The organism is Erythrobacter oryzae (assembly GCF_030271515.1).
Lineage (GTDB): Bacteria > Pseudomonadota > Alphaproteobacteria > Sphingomonadales > Sphingomonadaceae > Erythrobacter > Erythrobacter oryzae.
In genome coordinates this window covers 148,724-172,914 of sequence record NZ_JASCXI010000005.1, presented here as the reverse complement: position 1 = coordinate 172,914, position 24,191 = coordinate 148,724, and the positions used below count along the sequence as shown (strand labels likewise).

The following is a 24,191-nucleotide window of genomic DNA, read 5'->3' as shown; positions in this document are numbered from 1 at the left end:
TGCGGTCCTCATCCGCGCCCGCCCTCTTCAAAATTGCTCGGATCGAGCTCCAGCCCCGCGCGGCCGTCCGCCGCCGTGTGGGCAGGAGCGTGGGGGTGTTCGACCACCTCGGGTTCTTCGATCTCCAGCATCCCTTCCCACTTGGTGATGACCGCGGTCGCGACCGCATTGCCCACCACGTTGGTCGCGGTGCGGCCCATGTCGAGGAACTGGTCGATGGCGAGGATGATCGCGACGCCCTCGACCGGCAGGCCGAACATCGCCAGCGTGCCGGTGATGACCACGAGGCTTGCGCGCGGCACGGCGGCGATGCCTTTCGAGGAGATCATCAGCGTCAGCAGGATCATGATCTGCGTGCCGATGCTGAGCTCGATCCCGTAGGCCTGCGCGATGAAGATCGTCGCGAAGCTCATGTACATCATCGAGCCGTCGAGGTTGAACGAGTAGCCGAGCGGCAGCATGAAGCCCGAGATGCGGCGCGGCACGCCGAAGCGGTCGAGCTGTTCGAACAGCTTGGGCAGCGCGGCCTCGGACGAAGCGGTCGAGAAGGCGATCATCAGCGGCTGGCGGATGTAGCGGATCAGCGTGATTGTGCGCCGCCCGAGGAACAGAGCGCCCGCGCTCAGCAGGATCACCCAGAGCAGCACCAGCGAGAAATAGAACTCGGTCAAAAGCGTCAGATAGGTGCCGAGGATCGCGAGCCCGCTCGCCGCCACCACGTTGGCAAGCGCGCCGAACACCGCGACCGGGGCATAGCGCATGACGTAGCCGGTGACCTGAAGCATCATCTCGGCGAGCGCATCCGCGCCCTTGACCAGCGGCGCCCCGCGCTCGCCAATGGCGGACAGCGCGACGCCTGCAAAGATCGAGAAGACGAGGATTTGCAGGATGTTGTTGGTCGCCAACGCCTCGACCGCGTTCTTCGGGAAGATCGAGAGGATGAAGTCGGTCGCCTTCAACTCCTTGACCTCGCCGACGGCGGCGGTGGCGGTGGCGACGTCGGGGATCGGCGCGCCTACGCCCGGCTGAAAGATGTTCACCAGCAGCAGCCCCAGGCCGATCGAGATGAGGCTCGCGGTGATGAACCACGTCAGCGCGCGGATGCCGATGCGGCCCAATGCGGCGCTGTCGCCCATGTGGGCGATGCCGACGACGATGGTCGAGAGCACCAGCGGCGCGACCAGCATCTTGATGAGGTTGAGGAAGATGTCGCTGAGCAGCTTGAACCAGGGGGCGATCGAGGTCTTGATCACCTCGGCGGGCAGGCTCTGGTTGAGCACCTGGCCGACGATCACGCCGAGCACCATGCCGGCAAGGATGTAGAGGGTGAGCTTGCGGTCCATCGCCGGTGTCTATCCTTCGGGTGTGTCGAGCGCCAGCGCGGCGCGGGCGATGCGGGCGTAGATGCGCGCCAGCACGGCAAGGTCGGGGATCGCCACTGCCTCGTCGCGCTTGTGCATGGTCGCGTTGCACAGGCCGAATTCGATCACCGGGCAGACGGCGCGCAGGAAACGCGCGTCGGAGGTGCCGCCGGTGGTGGAGAGTTCGGGGGTGAGGCCGGTCTCGGCTTCGACCGCCTCGCTAACCAATCTGGAGAACGCCCCCGGCTCGGTCAGGAAGGGCTCGCCCGAGATCACGGGGCGCGCCTTGCCGCCATGCTTCTCGGCGATGGCGCAGACGCGCTCGGACAGGCTGTGGCCGGTGTGGAGGTCGTTGAAGCGGATCGAGATGCGCGCCTCGCCGCGCGCGGGGATGACGTTGTGCGCCTTGTTGAGCGCGGCGATCTCGGTGATTTCGAGGTTCGAGGGCTGGAACCACTTGGTGCCCGTGTCGAGTGTCAGCGCGTCCAGTTCGGCGAGAATCGCGACCAGTTTGGGCAGCGGGTTGTCGGCCAAATGCGGGTAGGCGACATGGCCCTGCGTGCCCTCGACGGTGAGGAAGATGTTGACCGAGCCGCGCCGCCCGATCTTCACCATATCACCAAGACGGTTAACGCTGGTGGGCTCGCCCACAAGGCACAGGTCGGGTTGGATGCCCTCGGCCGCCATGTAGTCGATCAGCGCGCGGGTGCCGTGGAGCGCGGGGCCTTCCTCGTCGCCGGTGATGATGAAGCTGATCGTGCCGGCCTCTTGCGGGACTTCGGCGACCGCAGCCACCATCGCGGCGATCGCGCCCTTCATGTCGACCGCCCCGCGCCCGTGGAGCAGCTCGCCGCGCACGTCCGGCGCGAAGGGGTCGGAGGCCCAGCCATCCCCCGGCGGCACCACATCGAGGTGCCCGGCAAAGGCGAAGTGCTTCGAGCCTGCGGGGCCGGTGCGGATCGCAAACAAATTCTCGACCGGCGCTTCCTCGGAGCCCTCCGGCCCATCCCCGCGGGTGAAGCGGTGGACGGCAAAGCCCAACGGCGCCAGCATCGCCTCCAACTCGGCGAACACCGCGCCGGTCGCCGGGGTTACGGAAGGCGCGGCGATCAGGCGCTTGGCAAGGTCGGCTGTGTCGAGCATCAGGGCAGGCCTAGCAGGAGATGCCGCCGATGCCCAAGCTCGATCTTGCCGCGATTCCCCAGACCAATGCGACCGGCTACCCCGCACCCTATGACACGGAGGTCCAGGGCCGCTGGTATCGCCGCCTCGCGCCCGTCAGCGGCCTGACCCGCATGGGCGCGAGCCATTGCACCCTGCTGCCCGGCGCCTTCTCCTCGCACCGCCACTGGCACCGCGAGGAGGACGAGCTGGTGGTGATGCTCGAAGGCGAAGCGGTGCTGATCGACGACCACGGCGAGACCCCCGTCCGCCCCGGCGACGTGCTCGCCTTCCCCGCGGGCGAGGCCAACGGGCACCACCTCCACAACCGCTCGGACAGCCCTTGCGTCTTCGTCGCCGTCAGCGCCGGGGACAAGGCCGCCGACAGCGGCGAGTACCCCGACATCGACATGGTGTTCGACCCCGAGGGCTATGCCCGCAAGGACGGCACCCGCTACGCGGCGCGCCGCACGCCGTGATCGACCTTGCGGGCTTCGCCCTCGCGGTGCTGCTGATCGAGCTGACGCCCGGGCCCAACATGGCGTGGCTCGTCACGCTCACACTGTCCGAGGGACGGCGCGCCGGGCTCGGGGCGATCGCGGGGGTGGCAGCGGGGCTTGCCGCCAATGCCGCGCTGAGCGTGCTCGCGGCCAGCCTCGTCCTCTCGGCCGGCGAGGGGCTGACGCAGGGCGTCTCGCTGCTGGCCGCCGCGATGATGGCGTGGCTCGCGTGGGAAGCGTGGCGCGAGGCGGGCGAGAGCTCGCAGGCCGCCGCGCCCAAGGCCGCCACCGGCCGCCATGCGCTCGCCGGTTTCGTCATCAACCTCCTCAATCCCAAGTCGGCGCTGTTCATCATCACCGTGATGCCGCAGTTCGTCGCCGGAGGCCGGCCGAGCCTCGCGCAGGGGTTCACCCTCGCCGCGGTCAGCGTCGGCATCGCCACGGGTGTGCACCTCGCGCTGGTGCTGCTCGCCGAGCACGCTCGCGCCGCACTGATGGCCGAGGCGCGCGCCCGCGCCGTGCGGCGCGGGCTGGCACTGGCGATGCTGGGCGTTGCCGCCTGGTTTATCGCCAAGGCCTTCGCCTAGCCCCGGCGGCGCCGCGGTTCGTCGGGCACCAGCGGGCCGGGCCGGAACGCCGCCTCGAGCAGCCCCGCGATCCTCAGCCCCGCCTGCACAACGCGCTTCCGCGCGATCGGCACGCCGCGGACGATGTCCTCCTGGCTGAGCGCGGTCTTCTCGGGCAGCGGCTGCGAGCACAGGTCCTCGGTGTCGAAGGCGGTGGGGTAGACGAAGCTCCTCGCGATCTCCCAGCTCTCGCGGCCCCAGTCGTCGGGGGTGCCCCCGGCAAGCTCGGCGCGCTCGGCGGGGGTATAGCGCCGCGCCACCGGATCGGCCGGATCGCTGATCGCGCGCTCGGCCAGCGGGCCGTCCCAGATCGAGTGCAGGTTCAGCCCCGGCTTGATCCCGTAATCGGCCTCGCGGTCATTGCCGCCGCGGTCCTCATTGTCGCCCGAATGGAGCGGCATGTGCACGTCGCCGGCGAAGTGCACCATGAAGGCGAGCGCCTCGAGCCGCACGGCCGCAGGCAGGCGCTCGTCGGCGAGCATCCGCTGCGCCCGCACGATCTGCGCCGTGACGCAGTTGCCGCCCGAACAGTTGCCGCGCGCATCGAAGGCCTTGCACACCGGCGCGGTGCGATAGTGCCACGCGGCGGTGTAGCCCCAGCGCCAGCCCTCGGAGCGCACGCAATCGGCCCAGACGGCGGCATCCTCGAGCGTCTTCAGCGGGCAGTTCGGCGTGCCGAGGTCCTTCTCGCGCGCCAGCAACGCCCGCACCTTGGCGCGCACTTGCGGAGAGACATTGGCGAGCGCGATGCTGGCCGTCTGGCGGTGGGCATACTCGCCCCACGCCAGCGCGGGCACCGGCGCGAGCGCGAACAGCACCACCAAGAAGGCCAGCAGACGCCGCATCACGCGACCCGCTCGAACTGCTCGATCACCCATTCCTCGTGTTCCGCCGCGGCGGTCCATTCGCGCATCCAGTCATGCTCGCAAATCGCTTCCATATAGGCCTGCGCGAAACCGGGGACGCCGATGCCGTAGGTGACGAAGCGCGTCACGACGGGCGCATAGAAGATGTCGGCCGCGCCGAAGGTGCCGAACAGGTAGGGCCCCGCGCTGCCGTGGCGCGCGCGGGCCTCGGCCCACAGGGTGAGGACGCGCACGATATCGTGCCTGGTCTGATCGGCGATGCCCGGCAGCTCGACCCGGCGGCGCACGTTCATCGGCAGCTCGCGGCGCAAGCTGAGGTAGCCCGAGTGCATCTCGGCCACCATCGCGCGCGCCATCGCTCGGGCGGCGTCGTCCTTGGGCCAGAAGCGCTCGCGCCCGACCTTGTCGGCGCAGTATTCGAGGATCGCGAGGCTGTCCCACACCACCGCGTCGCCATCCCACAGGATCGGCACCTTGCCGCTGGAGGGCTGGACCTCGCCCATGTCCTGCTTCAGCCGGTCCCACTCCTCGCCCATGATGGGCACGGTCAGTTCCTCGAAGTGCAGGCCGGATTGCTTCAATGCGAGCCAGCCGCGCAGCGACCAGCTCGAGTAGTTCTTGTTGCCGATGATGAGTTTCATGCCGCCGCGTGCTCCACCTTGCCGCGATTCAACCGGCCTTCCCCCTAGGCGTTCATCCGCGCGCTGTCGACGCTGAACGGGGAGACACGAGAGACACTGTCCAGAGGCAGAAATCCGCCGCGCCCGCCAGCCTTCCAGCAAGGCGGCCGCCTCCGTGCGGGTCATGGTGATATCGGCAGGGCGGAGATGGGGGCGGCGCATGGCAATGACCGGCCTGACAGACGCGGAGCGAGTAGGAAAATCCTTTCCTCCCTACTCGCCCGCGCGCTATCCCCGCCGGGCAACAGGAGCCAGGACGCCCATGACCCTCCCCCCCTTCCACCTCGCCTTTCCGGTCGACGATCTGGCCGCCGCGCGCCGCTTCTACGGCGAGGTGATGGGCTGCGCCGAGGGGCGTTCGAGCGAGGAATGGGTCGATTTCGATTTCCACGGCCACCAGATCGTCGCCCACCTCACGCCGGGGCAGGCGGGCGACCGCGCCAGCAATCATGTCGACGGCCACGGCGTGCCCGTCCCCCATTTCGGGCTGGTGCTGTCGATGGCCGACTGGGAGGCGCTCGCCGGGCGGCTGCGGGCGGGAGGCTGCGACTTCGTGATCGAGCCGACCATCCGCTTCAAGGGCCAGCCGGGCGAGCAGGCGACGATGTTCCTGCGCGATCCTTCGGGCAATGCGCTCGAGTTCAAGGCCTTCGCCGATCCGGCGAGCCTGTTCGCCACCTGAGCGTCGGCGCGCGGTGACCCCATGCCCGCAAGCGCGGCAAGCTGACAGAGCCTAACCAAAGTTAGATTTTTCATGCCCTGCAATCCGCCGCTTTCCGGGGCGCGGAGGCGCGGTCGCGCGTCTGCGGCGGCGGCATTCGAAATCAAATTGTTAGCTAATTCTGCTAACCGGCGGACTACCCGAAAGGGCTAGGGTCCGGTCCGGAAGCAGGAGGGATTGCGATCCGGAATCGTCATCTGATGGCTAACCGAATGCTAACCATTCCTACGTAGTTCCCCGTGGAATGACCAAGCACGCACGCCAGTATGGCCCCCTCGCCTCGATCATCGCCACCGCCCTCATCGCCGGTGCCGCCACCCCTGCGCTCGCAGGCGGCGTCACTGCGGGCACGCTGATCGAAAACACCGCCACCGCCAATTTCGAAGAGGCGGGCACGCCGCGCAGCGTGGATTCGAACACTGTCACCGTGCGCGTGGACGAGCTGCTCGATGTCACCGTGACCTCGCTCGACACCGGCCCGGTCAGCACGACCCGCAGCGATGCGGTGCTGACCTTCGAAGTCACCAACCCCGGCAACGGCCCCGAGGCCTTCCTGCTCACCCCCGAGGCCGCGGTGGCCGGCAACGACTTCGACGTCACCATTCGCGGCGTGGCCATCGATAGCAACGGCAACGGCACCTATGACGAAGGCGTCGACCAGGTCCTCACCGGCCCGCTGACCACTCCGGTGCTGGCGCCCGATGCGCGCGTCACCGTGTTCGTGCTCGTCACCGTGCCGCAGACGGCCGCCGACGGGCAGACCAGCAATGTCCAGCTCACCGCCGCCGCCGCGACCGGCAACGGCGCGCCGGGCACCACCTTTGCGGGCCAGGGCCAGGGCGGCGGCGATGCCGTGGTCGGCTCGACCGGCGCGCTTGCCGACGCGCGCGGTCGCCTCAGCAGCGCGGTCGCGAGCGTCCAGCTCGTCAAGTCCGTCTCCCTGCGCGATCCCTTCGGCGGCACCAGCGCGGTGCCGGGCTCAGTCGCGACCTTCACCATCGAGGCGCGCGTCAGCGGCTCGGGCAGCGTCGCCAACCTCGTGGTGACCGATGCCATTCCGGCCGGCACGACCTATGTCCCGGGCACGCTCGCGCTCGACGCCGGGCCGCTGACCGACGCGGCCGACGCCGACGCCGGGACCGCCTCGGACGCCAGCGGCATCAGCGTGACGCTCGGCAGCGTGACCGCGGGCACCAACCGCAGCGTCACCTTCAACGTGACCATCGACCAGTAATCCCATCCGCGCGCCCGGGCCTGACCAGCCCGGGCGATTGCAAACGATAACATAAGCTTGCGAGCCACCAGGGGCCAGACCATGAAGACCGTGACCACATTTCTCCTCGCCTGTGCCGCAGCGGTTTCGCTGACGGCGCCGGTCGTCCCGCTTGCCGCACAGGATGCGGCGCCCGCGATCTCGGTCGATGGCGACATCAAGTCCGAGAAGACCGTCACCGATGCGGATGGCAAATCCCGCGTCGAGCTGGTCGATCCGGCAAGCTTCCTGCCCGGGGATCGCCTGATCTTCGGGCAGAACTACAGGAACTCCAGCACCGAGGTGGTGACCAACTTCACGATCACCAACCCGCTGCCCGAAGCCGTGCGCCTCGCACCCGACGCCGATCCGGCGCTCGAGGTGTCGGTCGACGGCGGCAAGACCTGGGGTCTGCTCAAGACGCTCAGCGTCACCGCTTCCGACGGGACCAGCCGTCCCGCCACCCATGCCGACGTGACCCACGTCCGCTGGGTGCTGGCCACCATCGCTCCCGGCGCGTCCGGGCGAGTGGCCTTCCCCGTGATCATCCGCTGACCGGCGGGCGATAACCGCCAAGCCTCGCGGGCGGCACTTTTGACGCGGGGCAAACACTCGGGACCATAACCATGAAGACCACCAAGCAGCTGCTGGGTGCGGTGAGCGCTGTAGCGCTCGTCGCGATGTCCAGCACCCCTGCACTGGCCGCAGGGACCAGCGCAGGCACGACGATCACCAACTCCGTCACCGTCAACTACAACGTCGGCGGCAACGCCCAGAACGCGGTCGTCGCGCAAGACAGCTTCACCGTCGACCAGCGCGTCAACGTGAACGTCACCGCCATCGCCTCGCCCGTGACGGTCTCGCCGAACCAGACCAACCGCGTGCTGGCTTTCGACGTCACCAACCTCGGCAACGCCACGGCTGACCTTGCCCTCACCACCGCGCTGCGTGCCGGCACGGCGGCGAACATCAGCAATATCCGCATCTTCCGCGATACCAACGGCAACCGCTCGCTCGACGCGAACGAACTGACGGCCGGTCCGATCACCTACCTCGACGAAGTCGCCGCCGACGCGACGGTCGCCGTGCTGGTGGTCTCCGACATCGGCATCAACGCGGTGAACGGCAACTTCTTCGACGTCGCCCTAACGGCTGCGGCGCACACTTCGGGCACCGCCGGCACGCTCGGCACCCGCATCCTCGCGACCACGGGCGCGAACCAGGTCAACGTGGTCGACACCGTGCTGTTCGACGGCGCGGGCGTTTCGGACGCGGCCAATGACGGCGCGTTCTCGGCGGAGGGCCGCTACACGGTCTCGGGCGCGGTGCTGACCGTCGCCAAGACCAGCCGCGTGGTGAGCGATCCGGTCAACCTGACCAACAACCCGAAGGCGATCCCGGGCGCGACGATCGAATACTGCATCACCGTGGCGAACGCCGCGGGCGCTGCAACCGCGACCGGCGTCAACCTGCTCGACGATCTTCCGGCGGACGTGCAGTACAGCGCGGGCTTCGGGATCTTCATCAACGGCAACGCGACCTGCGCCAGCGGCACGCCGGGCGGCAACTTCGCTGCCGGGGCCGGGGTGAGCGGGCGTGACCGCATCACCGGCACGCTCAGCGACGTGGCGGCGGGCCAGACCCGCTCGCTCTACTTCCGGGTCACGATCCGCTAAGCGTATCGGGACTTAGGTCTTGCGTGTTTCCCCCTTCTTGCGGCGCGTCGCAGCGGTGCTGTGCGCAGCACTGCTGCCGCTGTGCGCGTTGCAGGAGGGGGTTCACGCCCAGGCGACGGGTGGCGGCAGCGCGGTGCGCACCGTCACCAACATCGCCGAAGCCAGCTGGGAGACGCAGGGCGGCCGTCAGGAGACCGCCAGCAATCCCGTGCGCTTCGATGTCACCGCCCAGCCCCCTTCCCCGCCCGCGATCCGCGTCTTCCGCCGCGTGCCGGGCGATGCCGGCGGGGCCGAGCTCGTCTACCGCGCGCCCCAGTGCAGCGCCGGCGGGATCTCCGCCGCCTCGCTGCGCGCCAATGCGACCGCCAGCCTGACCCCGGGCGGCAACGCCGTTTCATCGGCTCCCACTTCCGTCGCCAAGGTCCAGCAGACCGACGAGCTGCGCGGGGGCGAGCCGCTTTTCTTCGAGATTACAGCCGCTTCGGCCAACCTCGATCCGACCGTCATCGACAGCCTCACCGTGGTGCTGACCACGCCGGAGGGCGACCGCGAGACCATGACGGTGTTCGAGACCACCGCCGACAGCGGCATTTTCGCCGGCGTCATCGGCACGCAGCGCATCCCCCCGCCGCTGGTGCGCGAGGATTGCCGCCTCAGCGTCGGCGCCGATACCCGCATCACCATCGCCGCGATGCGCCCCGGCAGCGACGCGATCCTCGTCAGCGCCGACGTCACCGTGCTGGTCGATCCCTTCGGCGTCGTGTTCGACAGCGAGACCGGTGCGCCGGTCGACGGCGCGCGCGTCACGCTCGTCAATGCCGACACCGGCGCGCCCGCGACCGTCTTTGCCGAGGATGGCGTAACCTCCTGGCCTTCCAGCGTAATCAGCGGACAACCCATCACCGACGGCTCGGGCCGCGCGGTGCAGATGGGGGCGGGCGAATTCTGGTTCCCGCTCACCGCGCAGGGACGCTTCCGGCTGGTGGTCGAGCCGCCCGAAACCTACACCGCGCCCTCGATCGCGCCGCGCGACGTGCTCGCCCGCCTCACCCGGCCGGACGGGCGCGCCTATATCATCCGCGAGGGTTCGTTCGGCGACATCTTCGTGCTCGACAACCCCGTGCCCTTCGAGGTCGACATCCCCGTCGATGGCCCGGCGGCCGATCTCGGCCTCGTCAAGACCGCCTCGCGCGCCCGCGCCGAGCCGGGCGACGTGGTGTTCTACACGCTGACCGTCAGCAACACCGATGCCGCGCGCACACGCCGCGCGGTGACGATCACTGACACCCCCTCGCGCTGGCTGCGGCTGCGGCCCAATTCGTTGAAAATCAACGGTGTGCGTGCGCCGGGTGCGCTCACCACCTCGCCCGATGGCCGCGTCATCACCGTCGCGCTGGGCGACATTGCGCCCGGCACTTCGGCCAAGGTGACCTACGCCATGTCGGTGCGCCCCGATGCGCCTCCGGGCCGCGCGGTCAACCTCGCCACCGCCCGCGACGCGTTGGGGCGCGAGGTGCGTGCCGATGCCGTGCTCGACATCGACCGCGACGGGATCGCCGACCGCATGACCATCATCGGCCGCGTCACCGAAGGCCCCTGCACCCTCGAGGACGCCCAACGCCGCGGGATTCCGGGCGTGCGGGTGATGCTTGAGGACGGCAGCTTCGCGGTCACCGACGCCGACGGGCGCTACCACTTCGAGGGCGTCGTCCCCGGCACCCACGTGGTGCAGGTCGCGCCCATGACCCTGCCCGAGGGCGGAAAGTTCGTCGATTGCACCCGCAACACCCGCAGCGCGGGCAGCGCGATCTCGCGCTTCGCCATCGGGCAGGGCGGGAGCCTTGTCGTCGCCGATTTCCACGCCGTGCTGCCCGAAGAAGCGCGCGCCAAGCTCGCGCCGCTCCCGGCCCCGGCCAAGCCCGCCACGGACGCGCCCGCCGCCGAGGCTCCCGCCGCCGCGGACGCCCCCAAGGACGAGCCCAAGGACAGCGGCCCGACCGTCACCGATTACCTCGCGCTGGGCGACGGCGAGGACGGCTTCCTCGCCCCCGCGCCCGACGCCAACCCGCGCGCGCCTGCGATCAAGGTCGCGGTGCGCCACCGCGCGGGCCAGTCCGTCCAGCTGTTCGTCGACGGCAAGCCGGTCGAGCCGCTCGCCTTCGAGGGCACGCAGGAATCGCAGACCGGCCCCTGGGCGGTCAGCCAGTGGCGCGGCGTGCCGCTGCTGACCGACACGACCGTGCTCGAAGCGCGCATCATCAATTCCTTCGGCGAGGTCTCCAAGACCTTCACCCGCGAGGTGTTCTTCACCCGCGCCCCCGCCAAGGTCGAATTCCTGCGCGAACTCTCGAACCTCACCGCCGACGGGCGCACGCGTCCGGTGATCGCGATCCGCGTGCTCGATCGCAACAACCGCCCCTTGCGCGAAGGCATCTCGGGCAGCTTCACTCTGAACGCCCCCTACCAGAGCGCCGAGCAGATCGACCGCCAGCAGCTCAATCAGCTCACCGGCATGGCCCCGATGGCGGCACGCTGGGTGGTGGACGGCAACGAGGGGATCGCGAAGATCGAACTCGCCCCCACCATGGTCAGCGGCTCGCTGCGCCTCGGCTTCACCTTCGACGACGGCGAGATCACCCGGCGCCAGGAACTGGAAGCGTGGATCGAGCCCGGCAATGTCGAATGGACCGTGATCGGCCTTGCCGAAGGCACCGTGGGTGCGCGCTCGGTCGCCGACAACATGGAGCGCGCCGGGCGTTTCGACAGCGACCTTGGCGATGACGCCCGCGTCGCGCTCTATGCCAAGGGCCGGGTGCTGGGCAAATATCTGCTCACCCTCGCCTATGACAGCGCCAAGCAGCGCGCCGACCAGCGCGCATTGGGCGCGATCGATCCGGCCGCCTATTACACCGTCTTCGGCGACGCCTCGGCGCGCCAGTTCGACGCCGCGAGCCGCGAGAAGCTCTATGTCCGCATCGAGACCAGCGCCTTCTACGCGCTCTACGGCGACTTCCAGACCGCCTTCAACCAGACGCGGCTCGCCGCCTACAACCGCACCGCCACCGGCGTGATGGGCGAGGCGCGCGTCGGCGGCGTCAAGGCGCAAGGCTTCGCCGCGCAGATTTCGAGCCGCTTCCAGCGTCAGGAGACGCAGGGCCAGGGCATCTCGGGGCCCTATGCGCTCGAAAACCGCCGCATCCTCGCCAATTCCGAGCGCGTGACCATCGAAGTGCGCGACCGCTTCCGCCCCGAACAGATCGTCTCGAGCCGCCAGCTCGCGCGCTTCACCGATTACGACATCGACCTGCTCGCAGGCACGATCCGCTTCGCCGCGCCCGTGCTGAGCCGCGACGAGAACCTCAACCCGCAGTTCATCGTCATCGAATACGAGACCGACAGCCGCGGCGAGGCTGAATGGAACGCAGGCGCGCGCGCCGACTGGACCAGCGAAGACGGCCGCATCCGCATCGGCGCGAGCGCGATCAGCGATGCGGGCCTTGAGGGCGCGGGCGGCACCGCCCGGCGCACGGACCTTGGCGCTGTCGACGTCCTCGCCAAGATCGGCGACAACACCGAAGTGCGCGCCGAGCTCGGTGTGAGCCGCCGCGAGGGCGAGACCGCGCAGGGCTGGCTCGCCGAAGTGCAGCACCAGACCGGCGACCTCGACCTCATCGCCTATGCCCGCCAGGTCGACGCCGATTACGGCATCGGCCAGCAGAACGCGGTCGAACGCGGGCGGCGCAAGTTCGGCGTCGATGGCCGCGTGCTCATCACCGAGGAACTGACCTTCACCGGCAGCCTGTGGCAGGACGACAGCCTGACCGACGCCGCGCGCCGCCGCGCCGCGCAGGGCCAGATCGCGCTGACGAAGCAGAACACCAACCTGCGCCTCGGGCTCGTCCACTTCACCGACCGTCTCGCCAATGGGGACACCAAGGCCTCGACCGTGCTCGAAGCGGGCGCGACCCAGCGGCTGATGGGCAACAAGCTGGAGCTTTCCGCCGGGACCGCCGTGGCGCTCGGCAAGGCCGAGAGCGTCGATCTCCCTGCCCGCCACCGCTTCGCCGCGCGCTATGCGATCACGCAGGACGTGCGGCTGGTCGGCACCTACGAAATCGCCAAGGGCGAGCGGCTCAACGCGCGCCAGCTGCGCGGCGGGATCGAAGTCGCCCCCTGGCAGGGCGGCAAGATCGCGACCACCATCGGCGAGGAGACCATCGGCGAGAACGGCACGCGCACCTTCGCCGCCTTCGGCCTCGCGCAGACGCTGCAGGTGAGCCCCTCGCTGACCCTCGACGCCACGATCGACGGCAACCGCACCATCGGCGGCGCGCCCCCGGTGGGCGACCTCGTCAACCCGAACCAGCCCCCGGCAAGCGGCGGCCAGCTCACCGGCGGGCTGCTGTTCGAGGACTTCACCGCGGTCACGCTGGGCGGCGCATGGCGCAAGGACCGCTGGAGCGTCACCGCGCGCGGCGAATGGCGCGACGGCGAGACCACCGACCGCAAGGGCGTGCTGTTCGGCGCGATCCGCCAGCTCGGCGAGGGCAGCCTCGTCGGCTCGGGCGCGAGCTGGACGCGCTCGGAAACCACCGGCGGCGCGGTCGCCGAGATCGTCGATGCGAGCATCGCCTTCGCCCACCGTCCCTCGGACTCGCCGCTCGCCATGCTCGGCCGGCTCGAATACCGCAGCGACGAAGTGACCGGCGCGACCGCGGGCGGCTCGGCGCTGGGCGGCACCGCGCTGACGGTCGATGGCAACGCGGTCGCCCGGCGGCTGGTGGCGAGCTTCTCGGCCAACTACTCCCCGCGCGGGGAAGACGATGCGGGCGCGCAGGTGCGCCGCCACGAAGTCGCGCTGTTCCTCGGCGCGCGCCACAATCTCGATGCCTTCGAGGGCACCGAGTTCAAGGGCACCTCGGTGCTGGTCGGCAGCGACGCGCGCATCGGGATCGGCGAGCGCTTCGAACTGGGCGCCAGCGTCACCGCCCGCGCCAATCTCGACGACGAGACCGTCAACTTCGCCTACGGCCCGACCATCGGCTTCGTGCCCGTGGAGGGCATGCTCGTCACCGTCGGCTACAACGTCGAAGGCTTCCGCGACGGCGACTTCGGCCCGGCGCGCAACACCGACAAGGGCGTCTTTGCCGCGGTGCGGATGAAGTTCGACGCCTCGAGCTTCGACTTCCTCGGGCTGGGGCGCTGAGCATGGCGGGCGGGCGTCAGCGGCGGTTTGCTAACCGTGTGTTTACCATGATTTCCTATTCCGGCGGGATGTTCGGGAGGGTTTCGCAGTTCCGCCGCCTATTCGCGCTGCTGGTGATGCTGTGCGTGCTCGCATGGAGCCCCGCCGCCCGCGCGCAGGACTGTGCGCAGGCCGCAACGCAAGGCACCGCGCCCGCCAGCTGGCAGACCTATTGCTGGCTCGACATGACCGATTACGACGATGCCACCGCGCGCTCGGCAGCGGGGCAGAACCTCAGTTTCACGCTGCCCGACGGCTCCACCCTCACCTTCAACGCGCGGGTGACGGGCACCAATCCGGCCTATAACGACGTGACCGCGCCCTCGTGGAGCGGCTCGGCGGTCGGCAACAGCGCCTTCATCGGCATCCCGGGCCGCCCGGTGCTCTACTCCGCGCAGGCCGGCACCAGCACGATCGCGATCACGGGCATCACCATCACGCCTCCGGTGGGCGGCGGGGTGACGGTCTATTCCTTCGTCGTCGCCGACGCGGAATCGAGCAACGAGAACGAATATATCCGCATGACCAGCAATGGCGGGCCATGGCAGCTGCTCGACTCGGTGCCGCCGAGCTCGGGATCGACCATGCCGCCGATCACGGGGGTCGGATCGGGCACGGTCAACATCACCGGCACGGGGGGCACGGTCGGGGCCTATATCCTCGGCAGCAGCAGCCCGACGAGCGTGACGGTCGAGACCCGCGCCGGGGGTCTGCAGGGCGTGATGTTCGCGATCCGCTTCGCCTCGATCCGGCTCCAGACCCAGATCCTCGGCACGCGCGCCAACAGCGCCGACCAGCTGACCTTCCAGGTCGCCTCGACCGGCACCGGCACCACGCTGACCTCGGGCACGACCACGGGATCGGGCAACGGCCCCTTCACCGGCTCGGTGCTCAACATGTCGGCGGGCGTGCCGGTGACGCTGCGGCTGGCGATGGCGGGGGGAAGCGTGAGCCCGATCAGCGCCTATGCGGCGAACCTCAGCTGCGTGAACACCGCAGGCACCACCCGCGCCGCGCTGCCCAACAACTTGAACACCACCAACACCAATATCGGCCAGCTCGAATTCGGCGAGTTTCTGGTCTGCACCTTCCAGGCCGGCGCCCAGCCGCGCCTGAGGGTGAGGAAGGTGCTCGGCAGCGGCAATGGCGGCGGGCGGCGCTTCACCGGCGACCAGTTCACCGTGCGGATCATGGACGACGGGGTGGTCACCGCCTCCTCGACCACCACCGGCACCGGCACGACCATCACCACCGGCACCGGCGACACGGGTCTGGTGCAGGTCGTCAACCAGAACACCTACCAGGTCGACGAGGTCGCGGCGGGCACGACGATCCTCGGCAACTACACCGCGGTCCTTTCCTGCACCAACGGCACCAGCGGATCGCCGACCGTGCTGCCGACCACGCTTGGCGGCGGAATCACGCTGCGCCCGGGGGATTCGGTCACCTGCACCATCACCAACACCCGCCGCGCCGCCGCGCTGCTCGAGATCAGCAAGGTGAGCACCGTGATCTCCGATCCGGTCAACGGCACCACCAACCCCAAGGCGATCCCCGGCGCGGTGGTGGAATATGCGATCACCGTGCGGAACGTGGGCGCGGGCACGGTCGACGCGAGCTCGATCGTGCTGCTCGACGTGATGCCCGCCGAAATGGCCTTCGCGGTCGGCACGCCCGTGACCTTCACCAACGGCACCCCGACGAGCGGCCTCAACACCTTCAACGCGAACACGATGGTGACCTACTCGCAGGCCACCAACGGGGTCGCGCCCTACAACTACACGCCCACCGGCACCTTCGACGCCAACGTGCGCGGCATCCGCATCGCCCCCACGGGCACGATGGCTGCCGCGACGAGCGCCACCGCCCAACCGAGCTTCACGATCAGGTTCAGGGCGCAGGTGCGGTGACGAGGTCTTAACCTCGCCCCTTCTAGGCTCGGGCCATGCGCAAGCCCCTGATTGTCCTCGCCGTCGCCCTTGCCGTTCCGGCGAGCGCGCCTGCCGCCGCCAATGTCCTCGCGGGCCCTGCCGAAGTTGTCGACGGCGACACCATCGACATGACCGGCACCCGCATCCGCCTGCTCGGCATCGACGCGCCCGAGAGTGCGCAACAATGCCGGCGCGACGGGCAGGCATGGGACTGCGGCAGGGAGGCTGCGGCTGCCTTGCACGAAATCCTCTCCGCCGGCCCGCTCGAATGCACCGCGCAAGGCGTCGACCTCTATGGCCGCACGCTCGCGACCTGCCACAACGGGCTATTCGATCTCGGCCACGAGCTGGTGCGCCGGGGCCTCGCCGTCCCGTTCGGCGAGGACGCGCCGCCCGAATATGCTGAGGCGCGCGATCTGGCGCGGCAGCTCGGGTTCGGGATCTGGGCAGGCGAGTTCGAGGAACCGGCCGCATGGCGCGCCGCCAATCCCCGCTCCGAGCCGCAGCTCGCCCGCGCCGAGGTGGACGAGCGCCCCGCCCGCGCCGCCCCGCGGGAGCGCCCGGCCCGCGAGCGGCGCTACACCAACGCCTTCGGCTGCGCGATCAAGGGCAATCACAGCCGCTACGGCGACTTCATCTACCACCTGCCCGGCCAGCGCTATTACGACGGCACCCGCCCCGAACGCCTGTTCTGCACCGAAAGCGAGGCGATGGCGGCGGGGTTCCGGCGGTCGAAGGAATAGCGCGCGCCTAGAACGTCACGCGCGACTGGAAGGTCGCGGTCACAGGCTTGCCGGCGGCGTTCTTGCCGGGCTCGAACCGGCTGTCGGTGCGCAGCAGGCGGCACACCTCGTCGTCGAGCGCGCGCGAACCGCTCGAGCGGACGATCTCGCAGTCGGCGATGGAGCCATCGGGCGCGATGGTCAGGCGCCAGCCCACCTCGCGCCGCGTCGCGCCTTCGAGCGGGAGGTCGCCTGCCCTGATTGCCGGCGCGCGGGTCATGCGCGGCTTGACCGCGACGATGCTCGCCGGATCGCGCGGCACGAGGGTGGCGGCGCAGGTATCGAGCTGCTCCAGCGCCTCGGGCAGTCCCTCCAGATCGATCACCACCGGATCGGCGCCCCCGATGGCGACCTCGGCGATCCCGCCTGCGCCGAAAGCGTCGCGCAGATCGCGGCGAGAGCCGATGATGAAGCCCGGCATCCCGTCACTGGTGCGCGCGCCCATGCCCTCGAAGGCCAGCTGCCGGTCGCCGATGGTGAGGGTCACGGGACTGGCCGTGCGGTCGGGAATGGCGAGGTCGGGGTGGTGGATGCGCAAGCCCTGCTTGCCTTCGGGATTGACGTTGAGCAGCACGAAGACCCCTCCCTGCCGCGTGCTGATCGCGCAGCCATCGGGCGAGGCGTAGAGCCGCCACGCGGGCGGTGCGTCAGGGGTTTGGGCAAGGGCGACGTCCGCCGATGCAAGCACAGCCAGTGCCGCAAGGGTAGCGGAGAGGTGACGCATCAGGGCCCCTACCCCATCCACCCCTCACCCAGCGCATCGGCCACCACGGCGGCGCGCAGGCGTTCGATGCCCATGCCCTTTTCCGAGCTGGTGAGGTGGATTTCGGGGTGGGCGGCGACGTGCTTCTTGGCCTCGGCGGCGGTCTTTTCGGCGACGGCGGCCAGCTCGCTCGCCTTGATCTTGTCGGTCTTGGTGAGGACGATGCGGTAGGAGGCGGCGGCCTTGTCGAGCATGGTCATCATCTCGCGGTCGACGTCTTTCATGCCGTGCCGGCTGTCGACCAGCACCAGCGTGCGCGCCAGCACCTGCCGCCCGCGCAGGTAGCTGTTCACCAGCGCCTTCCACTTCTCGACCACCTTCACCGGGGCCTTGGCAAAGCCGTAGCCGGGCATATCGACCAGCCGGAACAGCGGCAGCGCGCCCTCGTCCTCGGGGCGGCCGACATCGAAGAAATTCAGTTCCTGCGTGCGCCCCGGCGTCACCGAGGCGCGGGCGATGGCCTTCCTCCCCGTCAGCGCATTGAGCAGCGAGGACTTGCCCACATTCGAGCGCCCGCAAAAGGCGATCTCGGGCACCGCCGGATCGGGCAGGAATTGCAGCTGCGGGGCCGAGCGCAGGAAATCGACCGGGCCGGAAAAGAGCCGCGATGCCGCTTCCTCTCGGGCAGCCTGAAGTTCGGGATCGTCCACGCGCCCGCCCTAACCCTTCGCCGCTTTCGCCTTCTCGGCCGCCGCGGCTGCCTTCAGCTGCGGGTGCTTCGAATAGAGATAGCTCTGCTGCGCGACGGTCAGGATGTTCGAGGTCACCCAGTAGAGCAGCAGCCCGGCCGCGAAGGGTGCCATCACGAACATCATCATCCACGGCATGATCGCGAAGACCTGCTGCTGGACGGGGTCCATCGCCGCCGGATTGAGCTTGAAGGTCAGCCACATGGTGATCCCCAGCAAGACCGCGAGCGGCCCGATGGCGAGGAAGCTGTGCTCGGGCAGGACGAAAGGCAGGAGGCCGAACAGGTTGAGGATGTGCGCCGGATCAGGCGCGGACAAGTCCTTGATCCACAGGATGAACGGCTCGTGCCGCATCTCGATCGCGAGCACCAGCACCTTGTAAAGCGCGAAGAACACCGGGATCTGGATCAGCATCGGCAGACAGCCCGAGAGGGGGTTCACCTTCTCGTCCTTGTAGAGCTTCATGATCTCCTGCTGCTGGCGCTGCTTGTCGTCCTTGAACCGCTCCTGGATCTCCTTCATCTTCGGCTGCACCGCCTTCATGGCCGCCATCGAGGCAAAGCCCTTCTGCGCGACGGGGAACATCAGCCCGCGGATGATGACGGTGAGCAGGATGATCGCGAGCCCGAAATTGCCGACCACGCCGTTGAGCGTGCGCAGCAGCCACAGGATCGGCTTTTCGACGATGGCGAACCAGCCCCAGCTGATCGCGAGACCGAAATTGGTGATGCCGCCCTCTTCATACTTGTCGAGGATCCGGCTGTCCTTGGCGCCCGCGAAGAGCCGCGTCTCCTGCGTCAGGCTGCGGCCGGCGGGCACGGTGGTGGGGCCGTAGATCAGGTCGGTGCGATAGAGCGTGCTGCCAAGGCTGCGGAAGCCCGCATCGTCGACCTTGACGTTGCCCTTGCCGTCACCGGGCACCAGCGCGGCGAGCCAGTACTGGTCGGTGAAGCCCAGCCAGTCGGGCGCGCCTTCGGGCTTGTCGGAGGGGATTTCGGAGATCTGGCCGACCTCGAACTGCTTGCGCAGCGGCGCGAAGATCTCCTCGAGCTCGGCATAGGAATGCGGATCGTAGAGCTTGCCGCCGAACACGCCCACCGGGCCCGAGTGCGAGGCATATTGGTCGATCGTCGCATTCGTGCTGGTGCGCTTGATCAGCGCGAAGGGCTGGACCACCGCCGGGACCGCGCCGGCATTGCTGACCGACTGGCTGGCGGTGATCATGTAATTCTCGTCGACCGCGAACCTGATGCGGTAGGTCACCCCGTCGGCCTCGGTGCGGGTGAGCGTCACGGGCGTGGTCGGGGTGAGCTTCGTGCCGTCGGCCTGCCACAGCAGGTTCGGGTCCTGCCGGTTGCCGTTCACGACGAAGCCGAACTGGGCGAAATACTGGGATTTGGTGCCCTCGGGAGAGAAGAGGCGGACGGGGCCGGAATCCTTCTTCACCGTCTCGCGGTAGTTCTTCAATTCGATATCGTCGATCCGCGCGCCGACGAGGTTGATCGAGCCTTCAAGGCGCGGGGTGTCGATCACCACGCGGTTGCCGCCCGTCAGCGCGGTCTTGAGGTCGACCTTGCGCGCGGCAGTCTCGGCGCCGAGCCCGCCTGCGCCCTTGGCGGCAGCGGCCTGCTTGGCGGCGGCGGTCGCGGCCTTGGGGCTGGTCTGTGCTGACATCGAGGCTTCGGGGTAGAAGTACCTGAGGCCGACATCCCATCCCAGGATCAGCAGGCCCGAAAGCACCACGGCGAGCAGAAGATTGCGATTGTCCAAGTGTAAGCCCCGCGAAATGCGACAGTGGGTGTATTATGGGGGTAAGGCGGTCCCGTTTCCAGACCCCCGCAGGATTCAGCCCTCAGGGAACCGGGTCATGGCCATGCCCGCCCCAGGGGTGGCAGCGCATTAGCCGCTTGAAGGCCATCCATCCACCCTTGAGTGCGCCGTATTTGCCGAGCGCCTCGATCGCGTACTGGCTGCACGAGGGAGAGTAGCGGCACGAGGGCGGCAGAATGCGCGAGGGGCCGAGCTGCCAGCCGCGCGCGATGAGGATGAGGAGGTGCTTCATTTCTTGCTTCCCCGCCGAGGCCGCCGCCCGCCCGCCGGATCGCCGCGCCCCTCGCGCGCGCGCTCCAGCGCCTTGGCGAGTTCGTCGGCCATGAGGTGAAAGTCCCGCTCGACCCCGCCCGCGCGGCCGATCAGCACGTGGTCGTGATCGGGCAGGCCAGCGGAGGGCAGAGCGGCGCGCAGCAACTCGCGGAACCGGCGCTTCATGCGGTTGCGGACGACAGCGTTGCCGATCTTCTTGGTGACGGTGATCCCGAAGCGGATGCCCTGCCCCTCGTTCGGGCGTGTCAGCAGCACAAACCCGGCGCGCGCGTTGCGGGTGCCGGAGTTCGCGGCAAGAAAGTCGGAGCGCTTGGTCAGCGTTCGGATGGATGGAATTGCGCTTGCCGCCTGAGTCATTTGTTTGCGCCCTCAAACGCCGGGCGCGGGCCGTCCGGCCCGCTTGGCTTTCGCGGCATAAGCCGCGGCGGCCGTTCGGCCTTGCGACCCGCTACGCGGTTCGTTCCATCTCTATCCAGCAAGGCCGGAAATGCAAACGGGCTCCCGAAGGGAGCCCGCAAGCGCGAACGCGCGCCCGCAGCGACGGGGGCTTCAGCCCCCGTGAGCGAGGAAATCGCACCCGCGGAGGCGGGTGCGCAAAAAATTACGCGCAGAGCTTCTTGCGGCCGCGGGCGCGGCGGGCGCGGAGCACCTTCTGGCCGCCCGGGGTGGCCTTGCGGGCGAAGAAGCCGTGACGACGGGCGCGCACGAGATTGCTGGGCTGGAAGGTACGCTTCATATCATCCTCGAAAAATGCTGACCGGCACAAGCACCGGGGCCTGCGACAAGCGCAAGCCGTAAACAGACGCGGGCCGTTATGGGAAAGCGAGCCCTGAGTCAAGCAGAGTGCCGCCTTGCATCGCATAGGCAAGGCGCGGCGCCGCGACGGGCGCCGGGAGCGCGAAGCGCGGCAGACGCACCGGCGAAGGCAGTGCCTCCTTGAAGCTGGCCCCGGCGCGGGCCAGCGCCAGCCGCACCGCGCCCGCCGCATCGGCGTCGATGCTGCGCGCGGCGGGGGCAATCCAGCGGGCCATCTCGGCCCCCTCGAGCCACAGCGCGCCCGAATGCGGCACCGAATTGGTCATGGCGTAGAAATCGCGCGCCTGGGCCTCGCTCATGCCCATCTCGGTGTAATAGTCGAGATAGAGGCGGTTTTCGGGCGCGTCGGGGGCGAAATCGGCAGGCTCGCGGCCGCGCTGGTCGCGCCACGAATGCACCGCGAACAGCGCGCCCGGATCGACCGTGCGGTGGGTGCCCGCGAGAAACAGCTCGACCGCGCCCGAGCGCGCCGAGCCGCCTGCGGGCACATGCGTCGCGAGCCCCGCGGCCCGGATCGCGCGGCCGAGGCGCAGGTTGGCGAGGTCATGCGTGGTGCCCGGCGCGTCAACGAATTCGAGCACCTCGAGCCCCGGATAGGCGGCCATCATCGCGGCGAAGGCCTGCGGGCTGGTCGCATCGGTCGGCGCGACCAGCGCGGCGTGCTGCGCGTCGATCACGCGGAAGGGGCCGAAAGCAGCGATCCCGGCGGCCCCGGCGGGCAGGCGCGTGCCCTGCGCGATAAAGCGGACGGGCTGGGGCTCTTCGACGATGGTTTCGGTAATCGTGGTCGCCCCGGCGCGGGTAACCGTGGCTGAGACCGGCTCGAAAGCTGCGGCGGTGACGCTGGCGGGGCTATCCTCGACCCGCACCCATTCGCCGGTCGCCGGGTCCCATTCCTCGACCCAGGCGACGTGGCTGACGACGCGCGCGCCCGACTGCGCCAGCGCGCCGCTGCCGGGGAGCAGCAGCGCAAGGGCAGCCAGAAACAGGGCGAGAGCGCGGTTCATGGACGTGAATGTCGCCCGCCGCCCCTTCCGAATTCGCCAAGATTTATGCTTTAAAAAAGCCTTAGCATTCGCGCGGAGGGGCCGGTGCGGGGGCGCTTAAGCATGATCGCCGCGGGCGCATTGTCCAACAGGTTGGATCGCCGCAGGGGCTTTCCAACACAGAGCCATCAACAAACCCGGCCCCTGCATGAACTATATCAACTTGCGCTGTCGCCGCTAAGCGCTCGACAAGCCCTTCGAAACCCCGCACAATCAGCGCCTTGGGGTAGGGCAGGGGGCTGTCGATGGTCGCGCTGGTGAGGACGGTTGCCTATCTCGGGCTGGAGGCGCGCGAGGTCGAGGTGCAGTGCCACATCGGCCCCGGCCTGCCGCGCTTCAACGTCGTCGGCCTGCCCGACAAGGCGGTGAGCGAGAGCCGCGAGCGGGTCTATGCCGCGCTCGCCGCGATCGGCCTCGCGCTGCCGCCCAAGCGGATCACCGTCAACCTCTCGCCCGCCGACCTGCCCAAGGACGGATCGCATTTCGACCTGCCCATCGCGCTCGCGCTGCTTGCGACGATGGGCGTGACCGATGCCGAACAGCTGGGCGACTGGATCGCGGTGGGCGAGCTGGCATTGGATGGCCGGGTGGTCGCGAGCCCCGGCGTGCTGATCGCCGCGCTCCATGCCAGCACGGTCGGCAGCGGGTTGATCTGCCCGCAGGAGCAGGGCCCCGAGGCGCGCTGGGCGAGCGGCGTGACGGTGCTCGCCCCGCGCGATCTGACCAGCCTGCTTGGGCACTTGAAGGGCAGCCTCGTCCTCCCCGAACCCCCGCGCGGCGCGGTGGCGGATGCTCAAGCAGGCAATGACCTCAGGCAGGTAAAGGGGCAGGAGACCGCCAAGCGCGCGCTGGAGATCGCCGCCGCCGGGGGTCACAACCTGATGATGGTCGGCCCGCCCGGATCGGGCAAGAGCCTGCTCGCCTCGTGCCTGCCCGGCATCCTCCCCCCGCTGACCCCTGCCGAGGCATTGGAAGTCTCGATGGTGCAATCGGTCGCCGGGATGCTCGAAGCCGGGCGCATCAGCCGCGTCCGCCCGTTCCGCGCGCCGCACCATTCGGCGAGCATGGCTGCGCTCACCGGAGGCGGGCTGAAGGTCAGGCCGGGCGAGGTCAGCCTCGCGCATCTGGGCGTGCTGTTCCTCGACGAACTGCCCGAGTTCCAGCGCCCGGTGCTCGATTCGCTGCGTCAGCCGCTGGAGACCGGCCACGTCGATGTCGCGCGCGCCAATGCCCACGTCACCTTCCCCGCGCGCGTCCAGCTCGTGGCGGCAATGAACCCCTGCCGCTGCGGCTATGCGGGCGACCCGGCGAGGAACTGCAACAAGTATCCGCGCTGCATCGGCGACTACCAGAGCCGCCTCTCCGGCCCGCTGCTCGACCGCATCGACCTCCATGTCCACGTCGGCGCGGTGAGCGCCTTGGACATGACCCTGCCGCCGCCCGCCGAGGGGAGCGAGGACGTCGCAAAGCGCGTCGCCGCCGCGCGCCAGCGGGCCGTGGTGCGGGGCGTAAGGTCCAACGCCGAACTGGAAGGCGAGTTGCTCGAAGGCCACGCCACCCCTGACGAGGCGGGGCGCAAGCTGCTCTTGCAAGCCGCCGAGAAACTTCGGCTCTCGGCGCGCGGTTACACCAGGATGCTGCGCGTCGCCCGCACCATCGCCGACCTCGCGGGGAGCGAAACGGTTGGCCGCGTCCACATCGCCGAGGCGCTATCCTATCGGCTGATGACAGGTTGAGAGCCTGTTCCGGTCAGGGGGAAACGTTGGCACGGAGCCGATTTTGGCCTAGCGCAAGAAGTGAGGAGGGAGCGATGCGCGCTCATCGTGACCGACGAACGACGCCGCGATGGGCCAAAATCGGCCCGCCCCTGCGGGGTCGCGTCAGCAATCCCTCCGGCTTCGTCGCAACGCTTGCAGGGGCAACCAGCCCCTGCTTCGCGCTGCTCCTGTCCGGAGAGATTGCTGACGCGATGC

At 69.2% G+C, this 24,191-nt stretch carries 21 protein-coding genes; 10 read left to right on the top strand and 11 right to left on the bottom strand.

Annotation, left to right across the window (positions count from 1 at the left end; all coding sequences use genetic code 11):
• Positions 1-8: 8 nt before the first annotated feature.
• Together PFX90_RS16575 and dapE are read right to left on the bottom strand one after the other, a co-directional pair.
• Positions 9-1,343, bottom strand: a complete 1,335-nt coding sequence (locus PFX90_RS16575) for a dicarboxylate/amino acid:cation symporter (RefSeq protein WP_285713786.1) — start codon at positions 1,341-1,343, stop codon at positions 9-11.
• 9 nt (positions 1,344-1,352) lie between these two features.
• Positions 1,353-2,504: a succinyl-diaminopimelate desuccinylase gene (gene dapE, locus PFX90_RS16570; RefSeq protein WP_285713785.1), complete on the bottom strand. Its 1,152-nt coding sequence runs from the start codon at positions 2,502-2,504 to the stop codon at positions 1,353-1,355.
• Positions 2,505-2,533: 29 nt separating this feature from the next.
• Between dapE and PFX90_RS16565 the strand changes: the two genes are divergently transcribed.
• Positions 2,534-3,001, top strand: coding sequence for a cupin domain-containing protein (locus PFX90_RS16565; protein ID WP_285713783.1), 468 nt, complete (start codon positions 2,534-2,536; stop codon positions 2,999-3,001).
• Entirely contained in the window at positions 2,998-3,609 is a 612-nt protein-coding gene (locus PFX90_RS16560; protein WP_285713782.1) for a LysE family translocator, read from the top strand. Before PFX90_RS16565 ends, PFX90_RS16560 begins: the two co-directional genes overlap by 4 nt.
• Here the strand turns inward: PFX90_RS16560 and PFX90_RS16555 are convergent.
• Together PFX90_RS16555 and PFX90_RS16550 are read right to left on the bottom strand one after the other, a co-directional pair.
• Positions 3,606-4,493 carry a S1/P1 nuclease gene (locus tag PFX90_RS16555; RefSeq protein WP_285713781.1) on the bottom strand — a complete coding sequence of 296 codons (888 nt, stop codon included), beginning with the start codon at positions 4,491-4,493 and terminating at the stop codon, positions 3,606-3,608. The genes PFX90_RS16560 and PFX90_RS16555 overlap by 4 nt on opposite strands.
• A complete protein-coding gene (locus PFX90_RS16550) occupies positions 4,493-5,155 on the bottom strand; it encodes a glutathione S-transferase family protein (protein WP_285713780.1) in 663 nt (220 codons plus the stop codon). Before PFX90_RS16550 ends, PFX90_RS16555 begins: the two co-directional genes overlap by 1 nt.
• A gap of 301 nt (positions 5,156-5,456) precedes the next feature.
• Here PFX90_RS16550 and PFX90_RS16545 point away from each other — a divergent pair, with 301 nt between their 5' ends.
• The 7 genes from PFX90_RS16545 (at position 5,457) to PFX90_RS16515 (ending at position 16,762) form a co-directional block, all read left to right on the top strand.
• Complete coding sequence (locus tag PFX90_RS16545) at positions 5,457-5,876, top strand: VOC family protein (RefSeq protein WP_285713779.1); 420 nt, start codon at positions 5,457-5,459, stop codon at positions 5,874-5,876.
• A gap of 283 nt (positions 5,877-6,159) precedes the next feature.
• Complete coding sequence (locus tag PFX90_RS16540) at positions 6,160-7,149, top strand: hypothetical protein (protein ID WP_285713776.1); 990 nt, start codon at positions 6,160-6,162, stop codon at positions 7,147-7,149.
• Positions 7,150-7,230: 81 nt separating this feature from the next.
• On the top strand, positions 7,231-7,722 hold the full coding sequence (locus tag PFX90_RS16535) for a hypothetical protein (RefSeq protein ID WP_285713774.1): 492 nt from the start codon (positions 7,231-7,233) through the stop codon (positions 7,720-7,722).
• A 71-nt stretch (positions 7,723-7,793) separates the two neighbouring features.
• A complete protein-coding gene (locus PFX90_RS16530) occupies positions 7,794-8,843 on the top strand; it encodes a hypothetical protein (RefSeq protein ID WP_285713773.1) in 1,050 nt (349 codons plus the stop codon).
• Between the two features lie 37 nt (positions 8,844-8,880).
• On the top strand, positions 8,881-14,049 hold the full coding sequence (locus PFX90_RS16525; protein ID WP_285713772.1) for a hypothetical protein: 5,169 nt from the start codon (positions 8,881-8,883) through the stop codon (positions 14,047-14,049).
• 47 nt (positions 14,050-14,096) lie between these two features.
• Entirely contained in the window at positions 14,097-15,998 is a 1,902-nt protein-coding gene (locus tag PFX90_RS16520; protein WP_285713771.1) for a CshA/CshB family fibrillar adhesin-related protein, read from the top strand.
• Positions 15,999-16,033: 35 nt separating this feature from the next.
• On the top strand, positions 16,034-16,762 hold the full coding sequence (locus PFX90_RS16515; protein ID WP_285713770.1) for a thermonuclease family protein: 729 nt from the start codon (positions 16,034-16,036) through the stop codon (positions 16,760-16,762).
• 7 nt (positions 16,763-16,769) lie between these two features.
• On the opposite strand, the gene PFX90_RS16510 is transcribed toward PFX90_RS16515, so the two are convergent.
• From PFX90_RS16510 to PFX90_RS16480, 7 genes are all read right to left on the bottom strand, one after another.
• A complete protein-coding gene (locus PFX90_RS16510; protein WP_285713769.1) occupies positions 16,770-17,525 on the bottom strand; it encodes an energy transducer TonB in 756 nt (251 codons plus the stop codon).
• Between the two features lie 8 nt (positions 17,526-17,533).
• Positions 17,534-18,214 carry a ribosome biogenesis GTP-binding protein YihA/YsxC gene (gene yihA, locus PFX90_RS16505; protein ID WP_285713768.1) on the bottom strand — a complete coding sequence of 227 codons (681 nt, stop codon included), beginning with the start codon at positions 18,212-18,214 and terminating at the stop codon, positions 17,534-17,536.
• Between the two features lie 9 nt (positions 18,215-18,223).
• Positions 18,224-20,023: a membrane protein insertase YidC gene (gene yidC / locus PFX90_RS16500; protein ID WP_285713767.1), complete on the bottom strand. Its 1,800-nt coding sequence runs from the start codon at positions 20,021-20,023 to the stop codon at positions 18,224-18,226.
• Between the two features lie 82 nt (positions 20,024-20,105).
• Positions 20,106-20,315, bottom strand: coding sequence for a membrane protein insertion efficiency factor YidD (gene yidD, locus PFX90_RS16495; RefSeq protein ID WP_285713766.1), 210 nt, complete (start codon positions 20,313-20,315; stop codon positions 20,106-20,108).
• Positions 20,312-20,713, bottom strand: a complete 402-nt coding sequence (gene rnpA, locus PFX90_RS16490) for a ribonuclease P protein component (protein WP_285713765.1) — start codon at positions 20,711-20,713, stop codon at positions 20,312-20,314. Before rnpA ends, yidD begins: the two co-directional genes overlap by 4 nt.
• Positions 20,714-20,957: 244 nt before the next feature.
• Entirely contained in the window at positions 20,958-21,092 is a 135-nt protein-coding gene (gene rpmH / locus PFX90_RS16485; RefSeq protein WP_026092078.1) for a 50S ribosomal protein L34, read from the bottom strand.
• Positions 21,093-21,168: 76 nt separating this feature from the next.
• The gene (locus PFX90_RS16480) at positions 21,169-22,179 is read right to left on the bottom strand and encodes an alpha/beta hydrolase (protein ID WP_285713764.1); all 1,011 of its coding nucleotides are present in this window, start codon (positions 22,177-22,179) and stop codon (positions 21,169-21,171) included.
• A gap of 284 nt (positions 22,180-22,463) precedes the next feature.
• Between PFX90_RS16480 and PFX90_RS16475 the strand changes: the two genes are divergently transcribed.
• Positions 22,464-23,954 carry a YifB family Mg chelatase-like AAA ATPase gene (locus tag PFX90_RS16475; protein WP_285713763.1) on the top strand — a complete coding sequence of 497 codons (1,491 nt, stop codon included), beginning with the start codon at positions 22,464-22,466 and terminating at the stop codon, positions 23,952-23,954.
• Positions 23,955-24,191: the final 237 nt, after the last annotated feature.